Source organism: Kibdelosporangium banguiense (assembly GCF_017876405.1).
GTDB lineage: Bacteria > Actinomycetota > Actinomycetes > Mycobacteriales > Pseudonocardiaceae > Kibdelosporangium > Kibdelosporangium banguiense.
Map to the genome: position 1 here is coordinate 6,522,825 of NZ_JAGINW010000001.1, position 19,341 is coordinate 6,542,165.

Sequence of the window (19,341 nt, forward strand, 5' to 3'; positions counted from 1 at the left end):
GGCACGTCACGAAGTGCGCGTGAAACACCGTCCACGCGATATGTGAAAAATACCTGGTTGGTCCCGCTGTTATTCATACGGGTCAGTGACAAGCGCATGTGCAGGTTGATGAGGGTGGCACTGGAAAGTGGCCCGGTCACCGCTGAACAATTTTCTACCAGAGCCGGGTACGTCGCCAGCCGTGACGCCGACGAGCGGGGAAGACCGGTTGCCGTCTCGCGTCTGACACGTGATCCCGGATCGGTGGTCAGACGAAAGGCTGTGGGGATGGTGTTAGTCGAGCGAAATGGCCCGTTGGGCGCATTGGAGCGGTTGCTGGACCAGAGCGCCACGGGGCAGGGCCGGGTCGCTCTGGTCACCGGCGGCCTGGCCACGGGCAAGACCGAGTTGTTGCGTGAGTTCGCCGACCGTGCGGGGCGCGCAGGCGCGCTGGTGCTGTCGGCCGCCGGCTCACGTGCCGAGCAGTCCCTGCAGCTGGGCGTGATGTGCCAGATTCTGTACGGCTCGGCGTTCCCGGACGTGCCGCGGCCCGCCATGTCTACTGTGGACGCGATCGGCTGGGACGGGATCGACCCGGACCCGGCCGTGGTCGGCCCGCTCGACGCCCATGTGGTGCGTGACATGTGCACGGCTGTACTCGAAGTCGCCAGGACGCGCCCAGTCGTGATCGCGATCGACGACGTCCAGTTCGTCGACGGCGCGTCGCTGCGGGTGCTGTTGTACCTGCGGCGCAGAATGGCCACCGCGCCGATCCTGCTGATCCTGTCCGGCTGGGAGCAGCGCCGGCGCGCGTGGCCGTCGTTCCGGGCCGAGATCACGCGCCAGCAGCACGAACAGGTCCGGCTGACGACATTGTCCCCGGACGGTGTCACCGAGTTGCTCATGAGCCGTCTGGAAAGCGTGCCGGCATCCCGGCTCGCGGTCGCCTGCTTCGACCTCAGCGGCGGGAATCCGTTGCTTGTCAACGCTCTTCTGGACGATCTGGCCGGCGATGAACTCATGCCGGGGACCGCCTACGGGCAGGCCGTGCTGACGTGCCTGCATCGAACCGAGCCGCAGTTGTTCGGCGTCGCGAGCGCAGCGGCCGTGCTTGACGAGCACGTCACGCCTGTATTGGTAGGGCAACTCATAGGTGAGACCGTCGACGAGGTCATGCCGTCGCTTGAGGTGCTCACGGTCGCAGGCGTCTTCGACGGTTACAAATTCCGGCACCCGGCCGCGGCGGCGACCGTTCTCGACAGTCTCCCGCCCGACGAACGGTCCCGGCTGCACCAGCACGCTGCGGCTCTGCTGCACCAGCAAGGCGTTGGCGCCATTGAGATCGCGCGCCACCTGGTGTCGGCGGACGCGGCCGGTGAGGTGTGGGCGATCAAGCTTCTGCGTGAGGCGTCAGAGCGCGCGCTGGCCGACGACGATGTCGCGTGGGCCGCGCAGTGTCTCCGTCTGGCGCTACGAGACACCACCAGCGATACAGACCGGTTGGCCATCACGAAGGCGTTGGCCCGCGTGGAATGGCGGGTCAACCCTGCGGCCGCGGCCCTGCACCTCAAGCCGCTGGACGACGCGCTGCAGGAGGGTACGTTGGCGGGCAGGGACGCCGTCACCCTGGCCCGGCACGCCCTTTGGCGCGGCGACAAAACCACGGTCGTGACCGCGCTCGCCGCGTGCGAATCCGACGTGCAGGTCGCGGCTGAGCTGCGGCTGGTGTTCGAATGGCTGTACGGCTCGCAGCAGGCGCTGCCGTCCAACGACCGGACGGGTGTGCCGCCTGGCAACCCGTGGGTCCAGGTGGCGGCCAAACTGAGCGGGCTGATGATCAAAGGCAGGTCGGAGGACGTCTCCGGCAGCGCCGAGCACATTCTGCAGAGCTGCCATCTCGGCGACACGACACTGGAGGTCGTGGCCGCGGCCCTGCTCGCGCTGGCGTTCGCCGACAAGCCGGACAAGGCCGCGTTCTGGTGTGACGCGTTGGCCGAGGAGGCCGAACGACGCAACGCGCCGACCTGGCAAGCGCTTCTCGGTGCGGTACGGGCCGACATCGCGCTCCGGCAAGGGGATCTGGCACTTGCCGAATCCCGATCGGTACTGGCGTTGTCCCTGCTGCCCGCCGAGGGGTGGGGCGTCCTTATCGGACTGCCGAGAGCCACGCTGTTGCTGGCGTACACAGCGATGGGACGTCCTGAAGCCGCAGCCGACGTGCTCAAGCAGTTCGTGCCCGACCGGATGTTCCAGACCGTGATCGGACTCCGTTACCTGCACGCGCGCGGGCACTACTACCTGGCCACGGGACGTGCCCTGGCCGCGCTGGACGACTTCCAGACGTGCGACCGGCAGATGCGGGAATGGAACATCGACGTGCCCTCGCTTGTCCCCGCGCACACCGATCTCGCGCAGGCGTATCTCCGGTTGGACCAACGCAAGGTCGCACGTGACCTGGTCACGCGTCAGCTGGAGAGGCCCCGGATGATCAGTTCCCGCACGCGCGGAACGTCATTGCGTGTGCTCGCCGCCACGAGCGAACTGAGGCAACGCCCTCAGCTGCTGATGGAGGCGATCGAGGATCTGCACAACTGCGGGGACCGGCTCGAGCTGGCCCGCGCGCTGATCGACCTGAGCGAGGCGCACCAGGAGTTGGGAGAGTTCAGCCGGGCCAGGATGCACGCCCGCAGGGCAGCCGCCGAGGCCAAGGCTTGTCGTGCTGAGCCGCTGTCGAAGCTGTTGTCGCACGGCGGTTCGTACGAGATGAAGGAACAGCGGATCGAGGGTGACGGCGTGCCCCCGCTGAGCGGTGCGGAGCGCAGGGTCGCGACTCTGGCGGCGCGTGGCTACAGCAACCGGGAGATCGGCCGGATGCTCTACATCACCGTGAGCACGGTCGAACAGCATCTGACGCGGGTGTACCGGAAGCTGAACGTCGGCAGCCGCGCGGACCTGCCGGTCGGACTGTTGCTCAGCCGGGTGCCGGTGACAGGTGCCCAGCAAAGCACCTTGTCGACCTTCGAGTGACGCCGAACAGGGGTGGCCGGGCCTGTCATAGGGGTTGAGTCGTGTGGTGATCAAGGTGGCCATGCGGCTGTAATCGGCTCATGACTGTCATCCGGGAAATCTCCGCCCATCTGGAGAGCGCGATGACAAAAAGTGTATGAGAAGAATCAGCGAACCTCCGCCGGCAACCCCCGCCCGGCGGATTATCCGGCGGTCTGTGCCTCGGTGATCCCGAGGTGCGGGCCGCCGGATTTTTGCGCGCCCGACAAGATCTTATACGGAAGTCCTATACATTCGTTTATGGGTTTGCTACGCTTGGGCGGTAGCAATTCATGGGCCGTCGATGAATGTGGGAGACATCGCGCAAGCGAGGGGAGCAGTGCCGTGGACCGCTTGGCAGAGCAAGTGCCTTTCCGTCCGGAACCCTGGGTTGATGCGGCCGTGCTTCCCGACGGCCGGCTGGAGTTGTCCTCCCGGCTCGGCGGCGACGTCGTGCGGTGTGAGCCTGCGGCCGCCGCGATGTGGATCGCGTTGTGCCAGAACGATTGGCGGGTTGAGGCCGCGGCCGGTGCACTGGCGTCCGCGTGGCAGGTCGACGACGAGAACATGCGTGCCGATCTGGATATCCTGGTGGCCGAGCTGTGTGACGCCGGGCTGCTTGGACAACGCTTTTAGGAATGCGCACGATTGTTTCCGCGTTCACCGTCAGTGGCAGGTGAGTAGCTCAGGCAGGGATCGTGAAGATATCCGGTCTCTGCCTGTCTCATGGCCGGTCGGGGTTGATAGGGGTACAGGCCCTGCCCGGCCGGCCATACCTTTCCAGGTGAGTGCCCGCGGGATATTTGGAGTGCGCACATGGCCAAGCCCGGAGACTTCACCGAAGAATTGGCGGACCGGCTCGCGGGGTTGCCCGCCGCGGAGCAGACCCGGGTGGTGCTCGACGCCGTGCGCGCCGAAACCCTGGCGGTACTGAGAACAGTGCGCCCCGGCCCGGTCGCCGGGGTGGAGCCGGGTCAGTCGTTCAAACAACTCGGGCTGGATTCCCTCGGCCTGGTGGAGTTGCACGCCCGGCTCAACGCGGCGCTCGGGCTGAGCCTGCCCGTCACGATCGCGTTCGACTATCCCAGCCCGGCCCTGCTGGCCGACCATCTGCGCGCCGAGGTGCTCGGCCATACCGGGAACACGCCGGGCACAAATCAGTCCATAGTGGATGAACCGATCGCGATCGTCGGCATCGGCTGCCGATTTCCCGGTGGGATCGCCTCCCCGGACGACCTCTGGGATCTGGTGTGTCAGCAACGCTCGGCGATCAGCGGTTTCCCGGCCGATCGTGGGTGGGATCTGGACTCCCTGTTCGACGACGACCCGGAAACGGCCGGCACGAGTTACACCCGGCAGGGCGGGTTCCTCACCGACGCGACCCAGTTCGACGCCGAATTCTTCACCATCAGGCCGCGCGAGGCGCTCGCGATGGACCCGCAGCAACGCCTGCTGCTGGAAACCGCCTGGGAAGCACTCGAACGAGCGGGTATCGACCCGGCTTCGCTGCGGGGCAGCCAGGCTGGTGTGTTCGTCGGCGCGGGCACGAACGAGTACGGCGTCCGGACCAGTGACGTGCCCGAAGGCCTCGACGGTTACGTCCTGACCGGGACATCGTTGAGCATTGCCTCCGGCCGCGTCGCGTACTTCCTGGGTCTGGAAGGACCGGCGCTGACCGTCGACACGGCATGCTCCAGCTCGTTGGTCTCGTTGCACCTCGCCGCCGAATCGTTGCGGCGTGGGGAATGCACGCTGGCTCTCGCCGGTGGCGTGACCATCTTGGGCAGCCCGGGGCTCTGGACCGAGTTCAGCCGGCAGCGCGGCCTCGCGCCCGACGGCAAGGTCAAGGCGTTCGCAGCAGGAGCCGACGGCACGAGTTTCGCCGAAGGCGCGGCGTTGCTGGTGGTCGAGCGGCTCTCGGACGCGCAACGCAACGGCCACCCGGTGCTCGCGATCATCCGCAGTTCGGCGATCAACCAGGACGGTGCCTCCAACGGCCTGACCGCGCCCAGCGGGTCGGCGCAGCGCCGGTTGATCCGCACCGCGCTGGCGATCGGCGGCCTCACGCCCGATCAGGTCGACGTGGTGGAGGCGCACGGGACAGGCACCAGACTCGGCGACCCCGTTGAGGCGCAAGCGATCCTGGCGACTTATGGCCAGGAGCGTGAGACACCGCTCCGGCTGGGATCGGTGAAGTCGAACCTCGGCCACACCCAGGCCGCCGCCGGTGCCGCGGGCATCATCAAGATGATCATGGCGATGCGGCACGAGTCGTTGCCCGCGACGCTGAACGTGGACCGGCCGTCGCCGAACATCGACTGGTCGGCGGGCAAGGTCGAACTGCTGACCGAAGCCGTGCCGTGGCAGCGCGGTGACCGGCCACGCCGGGCGGGCATCTCCGGATTCGGCGTCAGCGGGACCAACGCACACGTGATCATCGAAGAACCTCCGGTCGTGGAGTCGGCCGGTGCCTCGATACCAGCGATGTTGCCGTACGTGATCTCCGCCAAGTCCGAGCAGGCCCTGCGGGCGCAGGCCGAGCGGATCCTGTCTGTTGTGGACGACGAAACCCCGCTCACTGATCTCGGCTACTCGCTGGCCACGACCCGGGCCGCGTTGCATGAGCGCGCGGTGATCATCGCAACGGATCGGATCGATCTGGTCCGCGGCCTGAAGGCGGTGGATGGGCCAGGCGTCATCAAAGGATCGGCCAACGGTGGCCGGCTGGCGTTGTTGTTCACCGGTCAGGGCAGTCAGCGGATCGGGATGGGCCGCGAACTGTACGGCGCCTACCCGGTGTTCGCCCAAGCGCTGGACGAGGCCATTGGCTACCTTGACCTCCAGCTCGATCGGTCGCTCTGGGACGTCCTCTTCTGTACTGAGAACATGGAGTTGCTCGACCAGACGATGTACGCCCAGGCGGCGTTGTTCGCCGTCGAGGTCGCGCTGTACCGGCTGATCGAGTCGTGGGGGATCAAGCCGGACTTCCTTGCCGGCCACTCGATCGGTGAACTGGCCGCCGCTCACGCCGCGGGTGTTCTGTCCATTGAGGATGCAGCGATGCTTGTCGCCGCTCGTGGCCGGCTCATGCAGGAGTTGCCTGCGGGTGGCGTGATGGTCGCGGTGCAAGCGACCGAACAAGAGATCACCCCACTGCTGCCCGCCGGGGTGAGCATCGCCGCGATCAACGGCCCGGATTCAGTAGTGATCTCCGGAGCTGGAAGACCCACGCTCCTTCTAGCCGCACAACTGGCCAGCCGGGGGCGCAAGACCAGGCAGCTGAGGGTGTCGCACGCGTTCCACTCCGCGCTGATGGAACCGATGCTGGACGAATTCCGGCGACTTGCCGAGGTCCTGACGTACTCGCCGCCGCGTGTCGCGGTGGTGTCGAACGTGACCGGCAAGCTGGCGACCAGCGAAGACCTGTGCTCGCCGGAGTACTGGGTGCGGCACGTGCGGCAGGCCGTCCGGTTCCGGGACGGCGTCGAATGGCTGGCCGATCAGGGCGTGCGGACGTTCCTGGAGATCGGCCCGGACCCGGTCCTGTCGGGTATGGGGCAGGCCTGCGTCGAGGATGCCGTGTTCGCGCCGTTGCTCCGGCACGACCGCCCCGAACAGCGAGAAGTCTTGTCGGCGATCTCGCTGGCCTATGCGCGCGGCGCGCAGCTGGATTGGGAGGCGTTCTATGCCGGGCTCAACGCGCGCCGGATCGAGCTGCCGACGTATCCCTTCCAGCACCGCACTTTCTGGCTGAGCCCGATGGCCGCCGCCGCGGATGCCGCCGGCCTTGGCCAGGTCGTGGTTCAGCATCCGCTGCTGGGCGCGGTTGTCGGTCTGGCGGGATCGGACGGCATGGTGATGACCGGGCGGGTCTCGCTCAAGTCGCACCCCTGGCTGGCCGACCACGTCATCTCGGGTGTGACATTGTTGCCCGGCTCGGCTTTCGTCGAGCTGGCGATCCGCGCCGGGGACGAGGTCGGCTGCGGTGTCGTGGAGGACCTGACGCTCGAGTCGCCGCTGGTCTTGGCGGACTCGGCCGGTGTCGCGCTGCAGGTTGTGATCGGGCCGGACGAGGGCGGGCGCCGATCTATCGAGTTCTACTCACGTCCGCAAGCCTCGGACGCCGGCTGGACCAGGCACGCCGACGGCATGCTGAGCTCGGCGGTCACCGAGGACTTCGACCTGGCCGAGTGGCCGCCGCGGGGTGCGCAGGCCATTGACGTGTCGGGTTTCTATGAGAACTTTGCCGGCCAGGGCTACGGCCACGGCCCGGCGTTCCACGGGTTAAGGGCGGCCTGGACGCGGGGTGGCGACGTGTTCGCCGAGGTCGCGTTGCCGGATGGAATCGACCGAGACCTGTTCGGAATGCATCCGGCACTCCTGGACGCCTGCCTGCACGCGACCGACATCAACGGGGACACGCATGAGACGAAGGTTCCGTTCGCCTGGAGCCAGGTCGCACTGCACTCGACTCGCGCGTCCTCGGTCCGCGTGCGGATCAGCCGTACCAGCGCCGACGAGATCTCCGTGAACATCGCGGACGCGGCTGGGGTGCCGGTGGCCTCCATCGGCTCGGTCGTGCTGCGCCCGGTATCCGCCGGGCAACTCACGATGAGGGAGCGGCCCGAGTCGTTGTACCGCGTGCAATGGTCGCCACTGCCCGGACCGGGCGTCGCCGGGGACATGACCGGGCTCGGGATGTACATCGTCCCGCTCGTGTCCGAAGAGGACATCCCGGGTTCGGTCCGGTCGGTCACCGCCGAGGTGCTGGCGATGCTGCAGGCATGGCTGGCCGACCCGCAGTCCGAGGGAAACCGGCTCGTTGTGGTGACCCAGCACGCGGTCGCCACGCGCCCTGGCGAGGACGTCGACCTCGTCCAGGCGCCGGTCTCGGGTCTGGTGCGGTCGGCGCAGGCGGAGAATCCCGGCCGGTTCGTGCTCGTGGATGTCGACGATCTGTCCGAGACGGTCGCCGCGGCCGTGGCATCCGGAGAGCCTGAGCTCGCGATTCGGGACGGGCAGATTCTCGTTCCCCGGCTGGCGCAGGTCGAGATCCGGCAGCCGGTGGACCTGCCGTGGACCGTCGAGAGCCGGGTGTTGATCACCGGCGGTACCGGTGGACTGGGCGCGCACCTGGCGCGCAGGCTGGTTCGTGAGCACGGCGTCGAGCAGGTTGTGCTGGCCAGCCGAAGTGGACTTGCCGCCCCTGACGCCGCCGACCTGGTTGCGGAGTTGGGCCCGCAGGTCACCGTGGCCGCATGCGATGTGGCCGACCGGGAGGCAGTGGCGGCACTGCTCGCGGACCATCCCATCAACGCGGTCGTGCATGCCGCTGGTGTCGTCGACGACGGCCTGATCAGCTCGCTCACCCCGGAGAAGTTCGACACGGTCCTGCGGCCGAAGCTGGACGCGGCGTGGAATCTGCACGAGCTGACCGGGGAGCTGTCCGCGTTCGTGCTGTACTCCTCGATGTCGACGATCCTGGACGGCGCCGGCCAGGGCAACTACGCCGCTGCGAATGCCTTCCTGGACGCGTTGGCCGCTCGTCGCAAGGCGTCCGGCCAGGTGGTCACCTCGGTCGCCTGGGGTTTGTGGGCCGGCAGCGGGATGGGCGCCAAGCTCGACGCCACCGCATTGCAGCGGGTCGAACGACTCGGCCTGGACCCGTTGTCGTACACCGAGAACCTGCGACTGCTCGACAAGGCGTTGACCTGCGACGACGCGACTGTGATGGCTGTGCGGATCAATGCCAGTGCTGTGCAGGCCCGTGACGACGGCATCCCGGCTCTGTTGCGAGGCCTGGTCCGGGAACCCGCAAGGCGAGCCGGCGCCATGGAACAATCGGCTGGAATCATGGCGATGGGGGAGCCGGAACTGCTGGAGATGATCCGAGCGCACGCCGCAGCCGTGCTGGGTCGCGAGAATTCCAGCCAGATCAGCGCGACCAGGGCATTCAACGAGATCGGATTCGACTCGCTGGCGTCAGTGGAGTTGCGCAACCGGATCAGCACCGCCACTTCTCAGCGCCTGCCGGCGACACTGACCTTCGACTACCCGACGCCTGCCGCATTGGCCAAGCACTTGGTCAGCAAGCTCTCCGGGACAGCCGAAAGCAAGCAGGTCGCCACGGCGGCCGGCACCGACGAGCCGATCGCGATCGTGGGTATGGCCTGCCGGTATCCGGGCGACGTGCGGTCGCCGGAGGATCTCTGGCAGATGGTCGCCGCCGGTGAGGACGTGATCTCGGCGTTCCCGGCCGACCGCGGCTGGGACGACGATCTGGAGATGTCGTGTGCCGAGGGTGGTTTCCTCTACGACGCGGCCGAGTTCGACGCGGCCTTCTTCGGCATCAGGCCACTCGAGGCCCAGGCGATGGACCCGCAGCAGCGGCTGCTGCTGGAGATCGCGTGGGAGACCTTCGAACGGGCCGGTATCGACCCGCTTTCGTTGCGGGGCAGCGACACCGGTGTGTTCGCCGGCGTGATGTACCACGACTGGGGACTGCGGCTCGGTCCGCTGCCTGAAGAACTCATCGGCTATCACGGCACCGGCAGCATCGCCAGCATAGTTTCCGGCCGTGTTGCCTACGCGCTCGGTTTGGAAGGCCCAGCGGTGACCGTGGACACCGCGTGCTCGTCCTCACTGGTCGCGATGCATTGGGCCGCACAGGCTCTGCGTCGTGGCGACTGTTCGCTGGCCTTGGCCGGTGGCGTGACTGTTATGTCCACTGTAGACACGTTTACCGATATGGACCGCCGGGGCGGGCTTGCCGCTGACGGCCGGTGCAAGTCGTTCGGCAACGGCGCGGACGGCACGGGGTGGGGCGAAGGCGTTGGCATGCTGCTGCTTGAGCGGCTCTCCGACGCGCAGCGCAACGGCCACAAGGTGCTCGCGATCGTCCGCGGTTCGGCTGTGAACTCCGATGGTGCATCGCACAGTCTGACCGCGCCGAACGGCCCTTCCCAGCAACGGGTGATCCAGCGTGCGCTGGCCTCAGGTGGGCTGACAACGTCCGATGTGGATGTTGTGGAGGGGCATGGCACCGGCACGAAAGTCGGTGACCCGATTGAGATCCAGGCACTGCTGGCGACCTACGGCCAGGACCGCGAGCAGCCGTTGTGGCTGGGGTCGGTGAAGTCGAACATGGGGCACACCCAGGCCGCCGCCGGTGTCGCCGGCGTGATCAAGATGGTCCAGGCGATGACCCATGGCCTGCTGCCGAAGTCGCTGCACTCGCAACAACCGTCAGCCCAAGTCGACTGGTCTGAGGGCAATGTCCGGCTGCTGACGGATGCGATCGACTGGCCGCAGACCGGCCGGCCGCGCCGCGCGGGTGTGTCGGCATACGGCTTCAGTGGCACCAACGCACACGTGATCATCGAACAGGCGCCGGCTGTCGTGACCGAACCCGGCTACGACCCCGACGCGGAGATCCTGCCGTGGGTGATCTCCGGCCGGACTCCGCAAGCACTGGCTGACCAGGCCGGTCGGTTGCGCTCCTATCTGGACACCAAGCTGGACGCCGACTTCGCCCGGATCGGCCGTTCGCTGGCCACCACCCGCGCGGCTCTGGAACACCGGGCGGTCGTCCTCGGTACCCGGCGCGAGGAGTTCGCGGCCGAACTCGAAGCTGTCAGTTCCGGTAGAGGATCTGTTGTGGACTCGGTCCGGGAAGGACTGACCGCGTTCGTGTTCACCGGTCAAGGCGCTCAGCGCATCGGCATGGGGCAGGAGCTGTACGGCACCTTCCCGGTGTTCGCCGAGGCGTTCGACGCGGCTGTCGCCGAGCTGGACACACAGATCGACATGCCGTTGCGTGCCGTGATGTGGGGCCGGGACCAGGAGCAACTCGACCAGACCGTGTTCACACAGGCCGCTTTGTTCGCGGTCGAGGTCGCGCTGTACCGGCTGGTCGAGTCATGGGGTGTGCGGCCGGACTTCCTGGCCGGGCATTCCGTCGGCGAGATCGCCGCGGCCCATGTTTCCGGCGTGTTCTCCCTGGCCGACGCGGCGAGACTGGTCGCCGCGCGGGGCCGGATGATGCAGGCGCTGCGGTCCGGTGGCGCCATGATCGCCGTGCAGGCGACCGAGGACGAGATCGAGCCGATGCTCTGCGGCGCGGCGGCCAGCATCGCGGCGATCAACGGGCCGATGAGTGTCGTGATCTCCGGCACGGACGCGGTGGTCACCGAGATCGCGAAACGATTCTCCTTGCAGGGCCGTAAGACCAGTCGGTTGCGGGTGTCGCACGCGTTCCACTCCGTGCTGATGGAACCGATGCTGGACGAGTTCCGGGCGGTCGCGGCGCGCTTGGTCTACGCCGATCCGGCGATCCCGGTTGTGTCCAATGTGACCGGCGTGATCTCGGATGTGAGTCACGCCGAGTACTGGGTCGAGCACGTCCGGCAGACAGTCCGGTTCGCCGACGGGATCCGGTTCCTCGCGGCGCAGGGTGTCAGCACGATCCTGGAGATCGGACCGGACGCGGTGCTGACCGCGCTTGGGCAGGAATGCGTCAACGACGGTATTGCCTTCATTCCGTTGCTACGGCGTGACCGCGGTGAGCAACGAGAGCTGATGGCCGGACTCGGTGCTGCCCACGCTCGCGGCATCGGAGTGGACTGGGCAGCCTTCTACGGCAAGGGCGAGCCGATCGACCTGCCGACGTATGCGTTCCAGCACAAGCACTACTGGCTCACAGCCGTCAACGGCGCAGGCGATGTGGGCTCGGCTGGGCTTGAGCCGGTCAACCACCCGATGCTGAGTGCCGCGACTGTGTCGCCTGAGTCCGGTGAAGTGATCTTGTCCGGGCGGCTCTCGGCATCCGCGTTGCCGTGGATGGCCGATCACGCCGTGCGCGGGTCGGTGTTGTTGCCTGGCACGGGTTTGGTCGAAATGGCTGTCCGGGCCGGTGACCAGGTCGGCTGTGACCTGCTGGAAGAGCTGACGCTGGAGGCGCCGCTGCTGTTGCCCGAGCGGGGCGGCGTGATCGTCCAGGTGATCGTTGGCGCGAATGAGTCGGGACACCGGGCGGTCAAGATCTACTCCCGCCGGGAGAACGAGCCGTGGGTACGCCACGCGGCTGGGTTCCTGGCTGCAGGAGCACCAGCGCCAGAACGGGATCTGACTGAGTGGCCGCCTCCGGGCGCGACCGCGATCGAGATGGACCACGCCTACGAGCGGCTTCAGGAACGCGGTTACGATTATGGCCCGGCGTTCCAAGGAATGCGTGCGGCGTGGCTGCGTGGTGACGAGCTGTTCGCGGAAGTCGAACTGCCGGAACACGTCCGCGCCGAGGCCGGGAAGTACGGCCTGCACCCGGCGTTGCTCGATGCGGCAATGCACGCGGACGTCCTGGTCGACCCAGGGACCGAGCCGTTGTTGCCGTTCGCGTGGACCAATGTGACGCTGCACGCTGCTGGTGCGGGCGCGTTGCGAGTGTGGGTTCGCCGGATTCGCGGTGCTGAGGAGTCCGCGATGATGGTCGCCGACGAAACCGGCCGGCCTGTGCTGTCGGTCGGTACCTTGATTTCCCGGGCGGTTTCGAGCCGACTCGATGCCGTCCGGGGTGCCATGAAGGAGTCGTTGTTCCACATCGAGTGGAACCCGATCGCCAATTCCCGCAGCGCGGACGACTGCGTCGCGCTCGGTCTGGACCTCGGTGTGCTGACTGTGCCGGATCTCGCCTCGCTCCAGGATGTTCCGGAGGCGGTGATCGCGCCCTGCCTGTCTCCGGCCGGGGACATCCCCGGCGCGGTGCGGACAGTGGCCAACGAGGTACTCCGGCTGCTGCAGACCTGGATTGCCGGCGAGTGCTTCGAATCGTCAAAGCTGGTCGTGGTGACGCACGACGCGATGGGCGAGAAACCTGACCTCGTCCAAGCCCCCGTGTGGGGCCTGGTCCGGGCGGCGCAGGCGGAGAATCCCGGCCGGATCGGGCTGGTCGACTGGGACGGCGTGGACACGTCGGCGCTGCTGACCGCGGCGGCGTCGGACGAACCGGAACTTCTCGTGCAGGGCACCGAGATCCGAGCACCCAGGCTGGTCCGGACCATGGTCGCGGGCACAGCTTCATCATGGGACGCTGCTGGAACGGTGCTGATCACCGGTGGCACGACAGGGCTGGGCGCCTTGATCGCCAGGCATCTCGTCGCCGAGCATGGGATTGAACGTCTCGTGCTGACGAGTCGTCGTGGCCTGGCCGCGCCTGGAGCCGCCGAGCTCGCCGACGAACTGGGCGCACAGGTCATCGCTTGCGATGTGTCAAACCGTGATGCTCTTGCGGATCTGATCGCCGGTATCCCGGATCTGACCGGTGTCGTGCACGCTGCGGCCATTGTGGACCCTGGTGTGCTGAGCACGATGACACCGGACCGGCTCGACTCGGTGATGCGGCCGAAACTCGACGCGGCCTGGTACCTGCACGAGTTGACCAAGGATCGCGACCTGTCGGCGTTCGTACTGTTCTCCTCGGCAGGCGGACTCGTGATCCCGTCGGGGCAGGCGAACTATGCCGCGGCCAATGTCTTCCTGGACGCGTTGGCGCAGCACCGGCGTGCGGCGGGCCTGCCGGCCACCGCGATGGCGTTCGGAATGTGGGCCGTGAACACCGGCTTGGGGGACGCGGACCTCGATCGGATGCAACGCCTCGGACTGCCCGCGCTCTCAGCCGAAGAAGCACTCGCGCTGTTCGACGCGGCGATGCGGACCGACGAAGCCATGCTGGCACCACTGAGGATCGACCCGATCATGCTGCGGACCAGGGGAGATGACGTCCCGCCCATGCTGCGTGGTCTGATCGGCGCGCCGGTTCGCCGGACTGTTCAAGCCGCGGCCCCGAACAGGAACGATCTTGCCCGCAAGCTCCGCTCGATGACCGGGGGCGAACGGGAACGTGCCCTGCTTGAGCTCGTGACCAGCCATGTCGCTGCGGTGCTCGCGCACCCGTCGGGCGCCGCGATCGGTCCGGACCGGGCGTTCAAGGAGCTCGGTTTCGACTCGCTCGCGGCCATCGAACTGCGCAACGCGTTGAACTCGGCTTGCGGGCTGAGACTTCCCACGACGCTCGTCTTCGACTATCCGACATCACGTGCGGTGGCCTCCTACCTCGGGGATCAGCTCGTTGGCGGTGCCACGGTCGTCGACATCAAGCCGGTCGAGGCCGTCGCTGACGACCCGATCGCGATTGTCGGGATCAGCTGCCGTTTCCCCGGCGGTGTGCGGTCACCCGAAGACCTGTGGCAGCTGGTGGCCGAGGGCCGGGACGTCGTGTCGCCGTTCCCGGCCGACCGAGGCTGGGACACCACTGGTGTGTACCACCCGAAACCCGGTCTGCCAGGCAAAACGTACGCCCGGGACGGCGGTTTCCTGTACGACGCGGCCGAGTTCGACCCGGCGTTCTTCGGGATCTCGCCGCGTGAGGCCGTGGCGATGGATCCGCAGCAACGCCTGTTGCTGGAGGCCTCCTGGGAGGTCTTCGAACGTGCCGGGATCGATCCGACGAGCATGCGCGGTACTCAGACCGGTGTGTATGCGGGCGTGATGTATCACGACTACGGCACTCGTCTGACAAAGATCCCGGATGATCTCGCTGGATATCTAGGCAACGGCAGTGCGGGAAGTATCGCCTCGGGTCGCGTCGCGTACACCCTCGGGCTGGAAGGCCCGGCGGTCACTGTGGACACTGCGTGCTCGTCGTCGCTTGTCGCCCTGCACATGGCGTGCCAGGCGGTACGGTCCGGCGAAGTCACGATGGCGCTGGCCGGCGGCGTGACCGTGATGCCGACACCTGAGATCTTCGTGGAGTTCAGCCAGCAGTTGGGCCTCGCCGCAGACGGCCGATGCAAGGCCTTCGCCGCCGCGGCGGACGGTACCGGCTGGTCGGAAGGCGTCGGTTTGCTGCTGGTGGAACGCCTTTCCGATGCCCAGCGCAACGGGCACGAGGTGCTGGCTGTCATCCGTGGCTCGGCGATCAACCAGGACGGCGCCTCCAACGGCCTGACCGCGCCGAACGGCCCATCGCAGCAACGGGTGATCCAGCGGGCACTGGCCGTGGCCGGTCTTCGTCCATCCGAAGTGGACGTGGTCGAGGGACACGGCACCGGCACGACACTGGGCGACCCGATCGAGGCGCAAGCCCTCCTGCAGACCTACGGCCAGGATCGGGACGAACCGCTGTGGCTGGGGTCGATCAAGTCGAACATCGGGCACGCGCAGGCTGCGGCCGGGGTGAGCGGCGTGATCAAGATGGTGATGGCCATCCGCAACGGCCAGATGCCCCAGACGCTGCACGTCGACGAGCCGTCACCCGAGGTCGACTGGTCGGCGGGCGCGGTGCGGCTGTTGACCGAGCCCAGGCCGTGGCGGCAGAACGGCCACCCCAGGCGGGCCGCGGTGTCGTCTTTCGGGCTCAGCGGGACGAACGCGCACGTGATCCTCGAACAGGCGCCGGAATCGGACACAGTGGACCCGAGCCCGGCCGTGGCGGCGGTGGTGCCGTTGGTGATCTCGGCCGCGGACGAGGCCGCGTTGGCCGTACAGGCGGAGCGGTTGCGGGCCCACCTGGAGGCCAACCCGGCCATGCGCTTGCTCGACGTGGCGTACTCGCTGGCCACCTCCCGTGCCGCACTGGATCACCGCGCGGTGATTCCCGCCAAGGACCGGGATGTCGCCTTGCGCGGTCTGGCCGCGCTGGCTGAGGACAAGCCGGGCGTGATCCGTGGCAACGCCCGGTCCGGCGGCCTGACCGCGTTCATCTTCACTGGTCAGGGTGCTCAGCGCCTGGGAATGGGCCAGGAGTTGTACGCCGCGTACCCGGTCTTCGCCGAGGCGTTCGACGCTGTTGTCGCGGAACTGGACAAGCATCTCGACCTGCCGTTGAAGGATGTGATCTGGGGCGAGTCCGACGGGATGCTCAACCAGACCGTGTTCTCCCAGGCCGGGTTGTTCACGGTCGAGGTGGCGCTGTACCGGTTGATCGAGTCGTGGGGCATCCGGCCGGACTTCGTCGCCGGTCATTCGATCGGCGAGTTGTCGGCGGCCCACGCCGTCGGGCTGTGGTCGCTGGCCGACGCGGCGAAGCTGGTCGCGGCCCGGGGCCGGCTGATGCAGGCCCTGCCGTCCGGCGGAGCGATGGTCGCGCTCCAGGCGACAGAGGAGGAAGTGCGGCCGCTACTGTCCTCAAAGGTCACCATCGCCGCGCTGAACGCGCCGATGAGCGTGGTGATCTCCGGTGACGAGGACGCCGTCGTGGATCTCGCCCAGTATTTCGCCGGGCAGGATCGCAAGGCGACCCGGCTTCGGGTGTCACACGCGTTCCACTCACCGTTGATGGACCCGATGCTGGCCGAGTTCCGTTCAGTCGCGGAAAGCCTTACGTACCAAGAACCTGGTATTCGGATCGTGTCCAGTTCGACCGGTGGCCTGACGGCTGGGATGGGCTTGCCGGAGTACTGGGTCCGGCACGTCCGTGAGGCTGTGCGGTTCTCCGACAGTATGTCGTGCCTGCAGGAGGCCGGCGTCACCCGGTTCGTTGAGCTCGGTCCGGATGCCGTGCTGTCCGGCATGCTCCCGGATTCCACAGCGATCCCGATGATGCGCAAGAACCGTGAGGAGACCTCGACGCTCATCACTGCGCTCGCACACATGCAGGTCGCGGGCGCATCTCCCGATTGGCATGCCTACTTCGCTGCAAGCGGCGCACGCCGTGTCGACCTGCCTACCTATGCCTTCCACAGGCGCCGGTTCTGGCTGGACATTCCCACTGGCAGGGAGATCAGCGACGCCGCAGGTCACGGTCAGGTGGCTGCTCAGCATCCGTTGCTGAGTGCCGTCGTGCCGTCGGCCGAGTCCGGATCGCTGGTGCTGACCGGCCGGTTGTCGCTGGAAACCCATCCGTGGCTGGCTGACCACGCCATCCTCGGCAAGATCATCATGCCGGGTACCGCGTACGTGGAAATGGCCCTGCGAGCAGGTCACGAGGTCGGCTGCGATGTGCTGGAGGAGCTGACCCAGGAGGCTCCCCTGATGATCCCGGCCGAGGGTGGAGTCGCGGTTCAGGTCGTTGTGGGAGCAGCGGAATCCGGTCGACACGCGGTTTCGATCTACTCCCGGCAGGACGACGAGTGGATGCGTAACGCGCGAGGCATGCTCACTTCGCAGGCTCCGCAGGCGACGTTCAACCTACGTGCCTGGCCACCAGCGGGCGCGAAGAGCGTAGATGTGTCCGGAATGTACGACGACCTGGCCGCGCTTGGGTACGGCTACGGCCCGGTATTCCAAGGACTCAGGGCGGCTTGGCGGCGTGGTGACGACGTCTTCGCCGAGATCACCCTGCCCTCGGACGTTGATGCGACGCCATTCGGCCTGCACCCGGCCTTGCTGGACGCGGCCCTGCACGCCGAACGGATCCTGGACGAAGGCCGACCCGAAGCAGACCGGACCGCGCTTCCGTTCGCGTGGGCTGGAGTGTCTCTGCACGCGGCAGGCGCTTCGACACTGCGAGTGCGGCTCTCGAAACCCGGGCCGGATGCGATCGCGTTGGCCATCGCCGACCCGACTGGCCAGCCGGTCGCGACGGTCGAATCGCTGATCGTCCGAGAGGTCTCCGCCCAGCACGACTCGCTGTACGAGATCGCTTGGCAATCCATCGAACTCGGTACGGCCACAGAGATCGAGACGTTCACTGTCGAGTCTGATATGGACGGTGACGTTCCCGGAGGCGTTCGGTCAGTTGCTGCGCAAGTGCTTGCTGCGATTCGAGCGGCCTCAGGACCGCTGGCGATCGTGACCCGGCACGCAATGGTCGTCGATCCGGCCGAAGACGATGTCGATCTGCGGCAGGCACCGGTCTGGGGCATTGTCCGAGCCGCGCAGGCGGAGAACCCTGGCCGGTTCACGGTCGTCGACATGGACGGGACTGAGGAATCCGCTCGGATTCTCATCGCGGCCGTCGCTTCCGGTGAGCCGGAGATCGCGATCCGCCGAGGTATGGCGTTCGCACCGCGACTGGTGAAGACCTCTGTCTCGGGCGACGGATCGCCATGGATCGCTGGCGGCACAGTCCTGATCACAGGTGGTACCGGCATGCTGGGCTCCTTGGTGGCCAGGCATCTTGTTGCCGAGCACGGCATCAGGCACCTGGTCCTGACCAGTCGCCGGGGCATCGACGCGCCGGGCGCGGTGGAGTTGCGCGACGAGCTGACTGCGATGGGAGCCGAGGTCTGGATTCCAGCCGCGGATATGTCCGACCGGTGTGCGATCGCGGAGATTCTGGCCGAGATTCCAGCCGCGCATCCGCTGTCAGGGATCGTGCACGCGGCAGGCGTGATGGACAACGGCCTGGGCACAGCGTTGACCGAGGAGCAGGTCGACCGGGTTCTGGCGGCGAAGGCCGACGCGGCATGGCATCTGCACGAGCTGACGAAGAACCTGGATCTGGCCGCTTTCGTGATGTACTCCTCGGCCGGTGGCATGGTTCTCGCGGCTGGGCAGGCGAACTACGCCGCGGCCAACGTCTTCCTCGACGCTCTCGCCGAGCACCGCAGGGCTTCTGGTCTGGCGGCGACATCTCTGGCGTGGGGATTGTGGGAGACAACGGCCGGTGCGGGTATCGACCCCCAGCGGATGAACCGCTCGGGGCTACCTGAACTGTCCTTTGCGGACGGTATGGAATTGTTCGACATCGCGGTACGTGGTCAGGACGCCGTCCTCGTTCCGATCAGGATCAACCTTCCGGCGTTGCGGGCCAGGCAGGACGAGATCCCGGCTTTGCTGCGTGGCCTCGCCAAGACCGCGACCCGTCGTCCGGCCACGGTTGAAACTCCTTCGCTGGAACGGGATCTGGCCGGAATGTCGGAGGCTGGACGGGCCCGGATGGTCCTGGATCTGGTTCGTAGCCACGTGGCCGCTGTGCTCGGCCACAACACCATGACGATGATCGAGCCGAGCCGTGGCTTCACCGAAATGGGCCTGGATTCACTGGCCGCGATCGAACTGCGCAACCGGCTGCAGTCCGAGACCGGGCTGCGACTGCCTGCCACGCTGACGTTCGACTACCCGAACTCGCAAGCGCTTGCTGGGTTCTTGCTCGCCGAACTGACGCCCCCGGACATGCCTGTGCTGGACGATGCGGCGATCCGGGCTCTGCTGGCGTCGATCTCGCTGGAGAAGATCCGGGAGACCGGGATGTTGCAGATGCTGCTGGAAATGGCGGATCTGAGCGTGCCTCCGCCAGGCGAGCCCACGCCGGACATCGGGACGATGGCGATCGACGACCTGGTCCGCGCGGTGCTCGAACCCGAAGACGGGGAGTAGGCC

3 protein-coding genes are annotated in these 19,341 nt (G+C 67.2%); all 3 read left to right on the forward strand.

Going from position 1 to position 19,341, the window contains the following annotated elements:
• Positions 1-267 precede the first annotated feature (267 nt).
• On the forward strand, positions 268-3,006 hold the full coding sequence (locus JOF56_RS30700) for a helix-turn-helix transcriptional regulator (protein WP_209642953.1): 2,739 nt from the start codon (positions 268-270) through the stop codon (positions 3,004-3,006).
• A gap of 363 nt (positions 3,007-3,369) precedes the next feature.
• Positions 3,370-3,660 carry a PqqD family peptide modification chaperone gene (locus tag JOF56_RS30705; RefSeq protein WP_209642954.1) on the forward strand — a complete coding sequence of 97 codons (291 nt, stop codon included), beginning with the start codon at positions 3,370-3,372 and terminating at the stop codon, positions 3,658-3,660.
• Positions 3,661-3,840: 180 nt separating this feature from the next.
• A complete protein-coding gene (locus JOF56_RS30710; protein WP_209642955.1) occupies positions 3,841-19,338 on the forward strand; it encodes a type I polyketide synthase in 15,498 nt (5,165 codons plus the stop codon).
• Positions 19,339-19,341 lie beyond the last annotated feature (3 nt).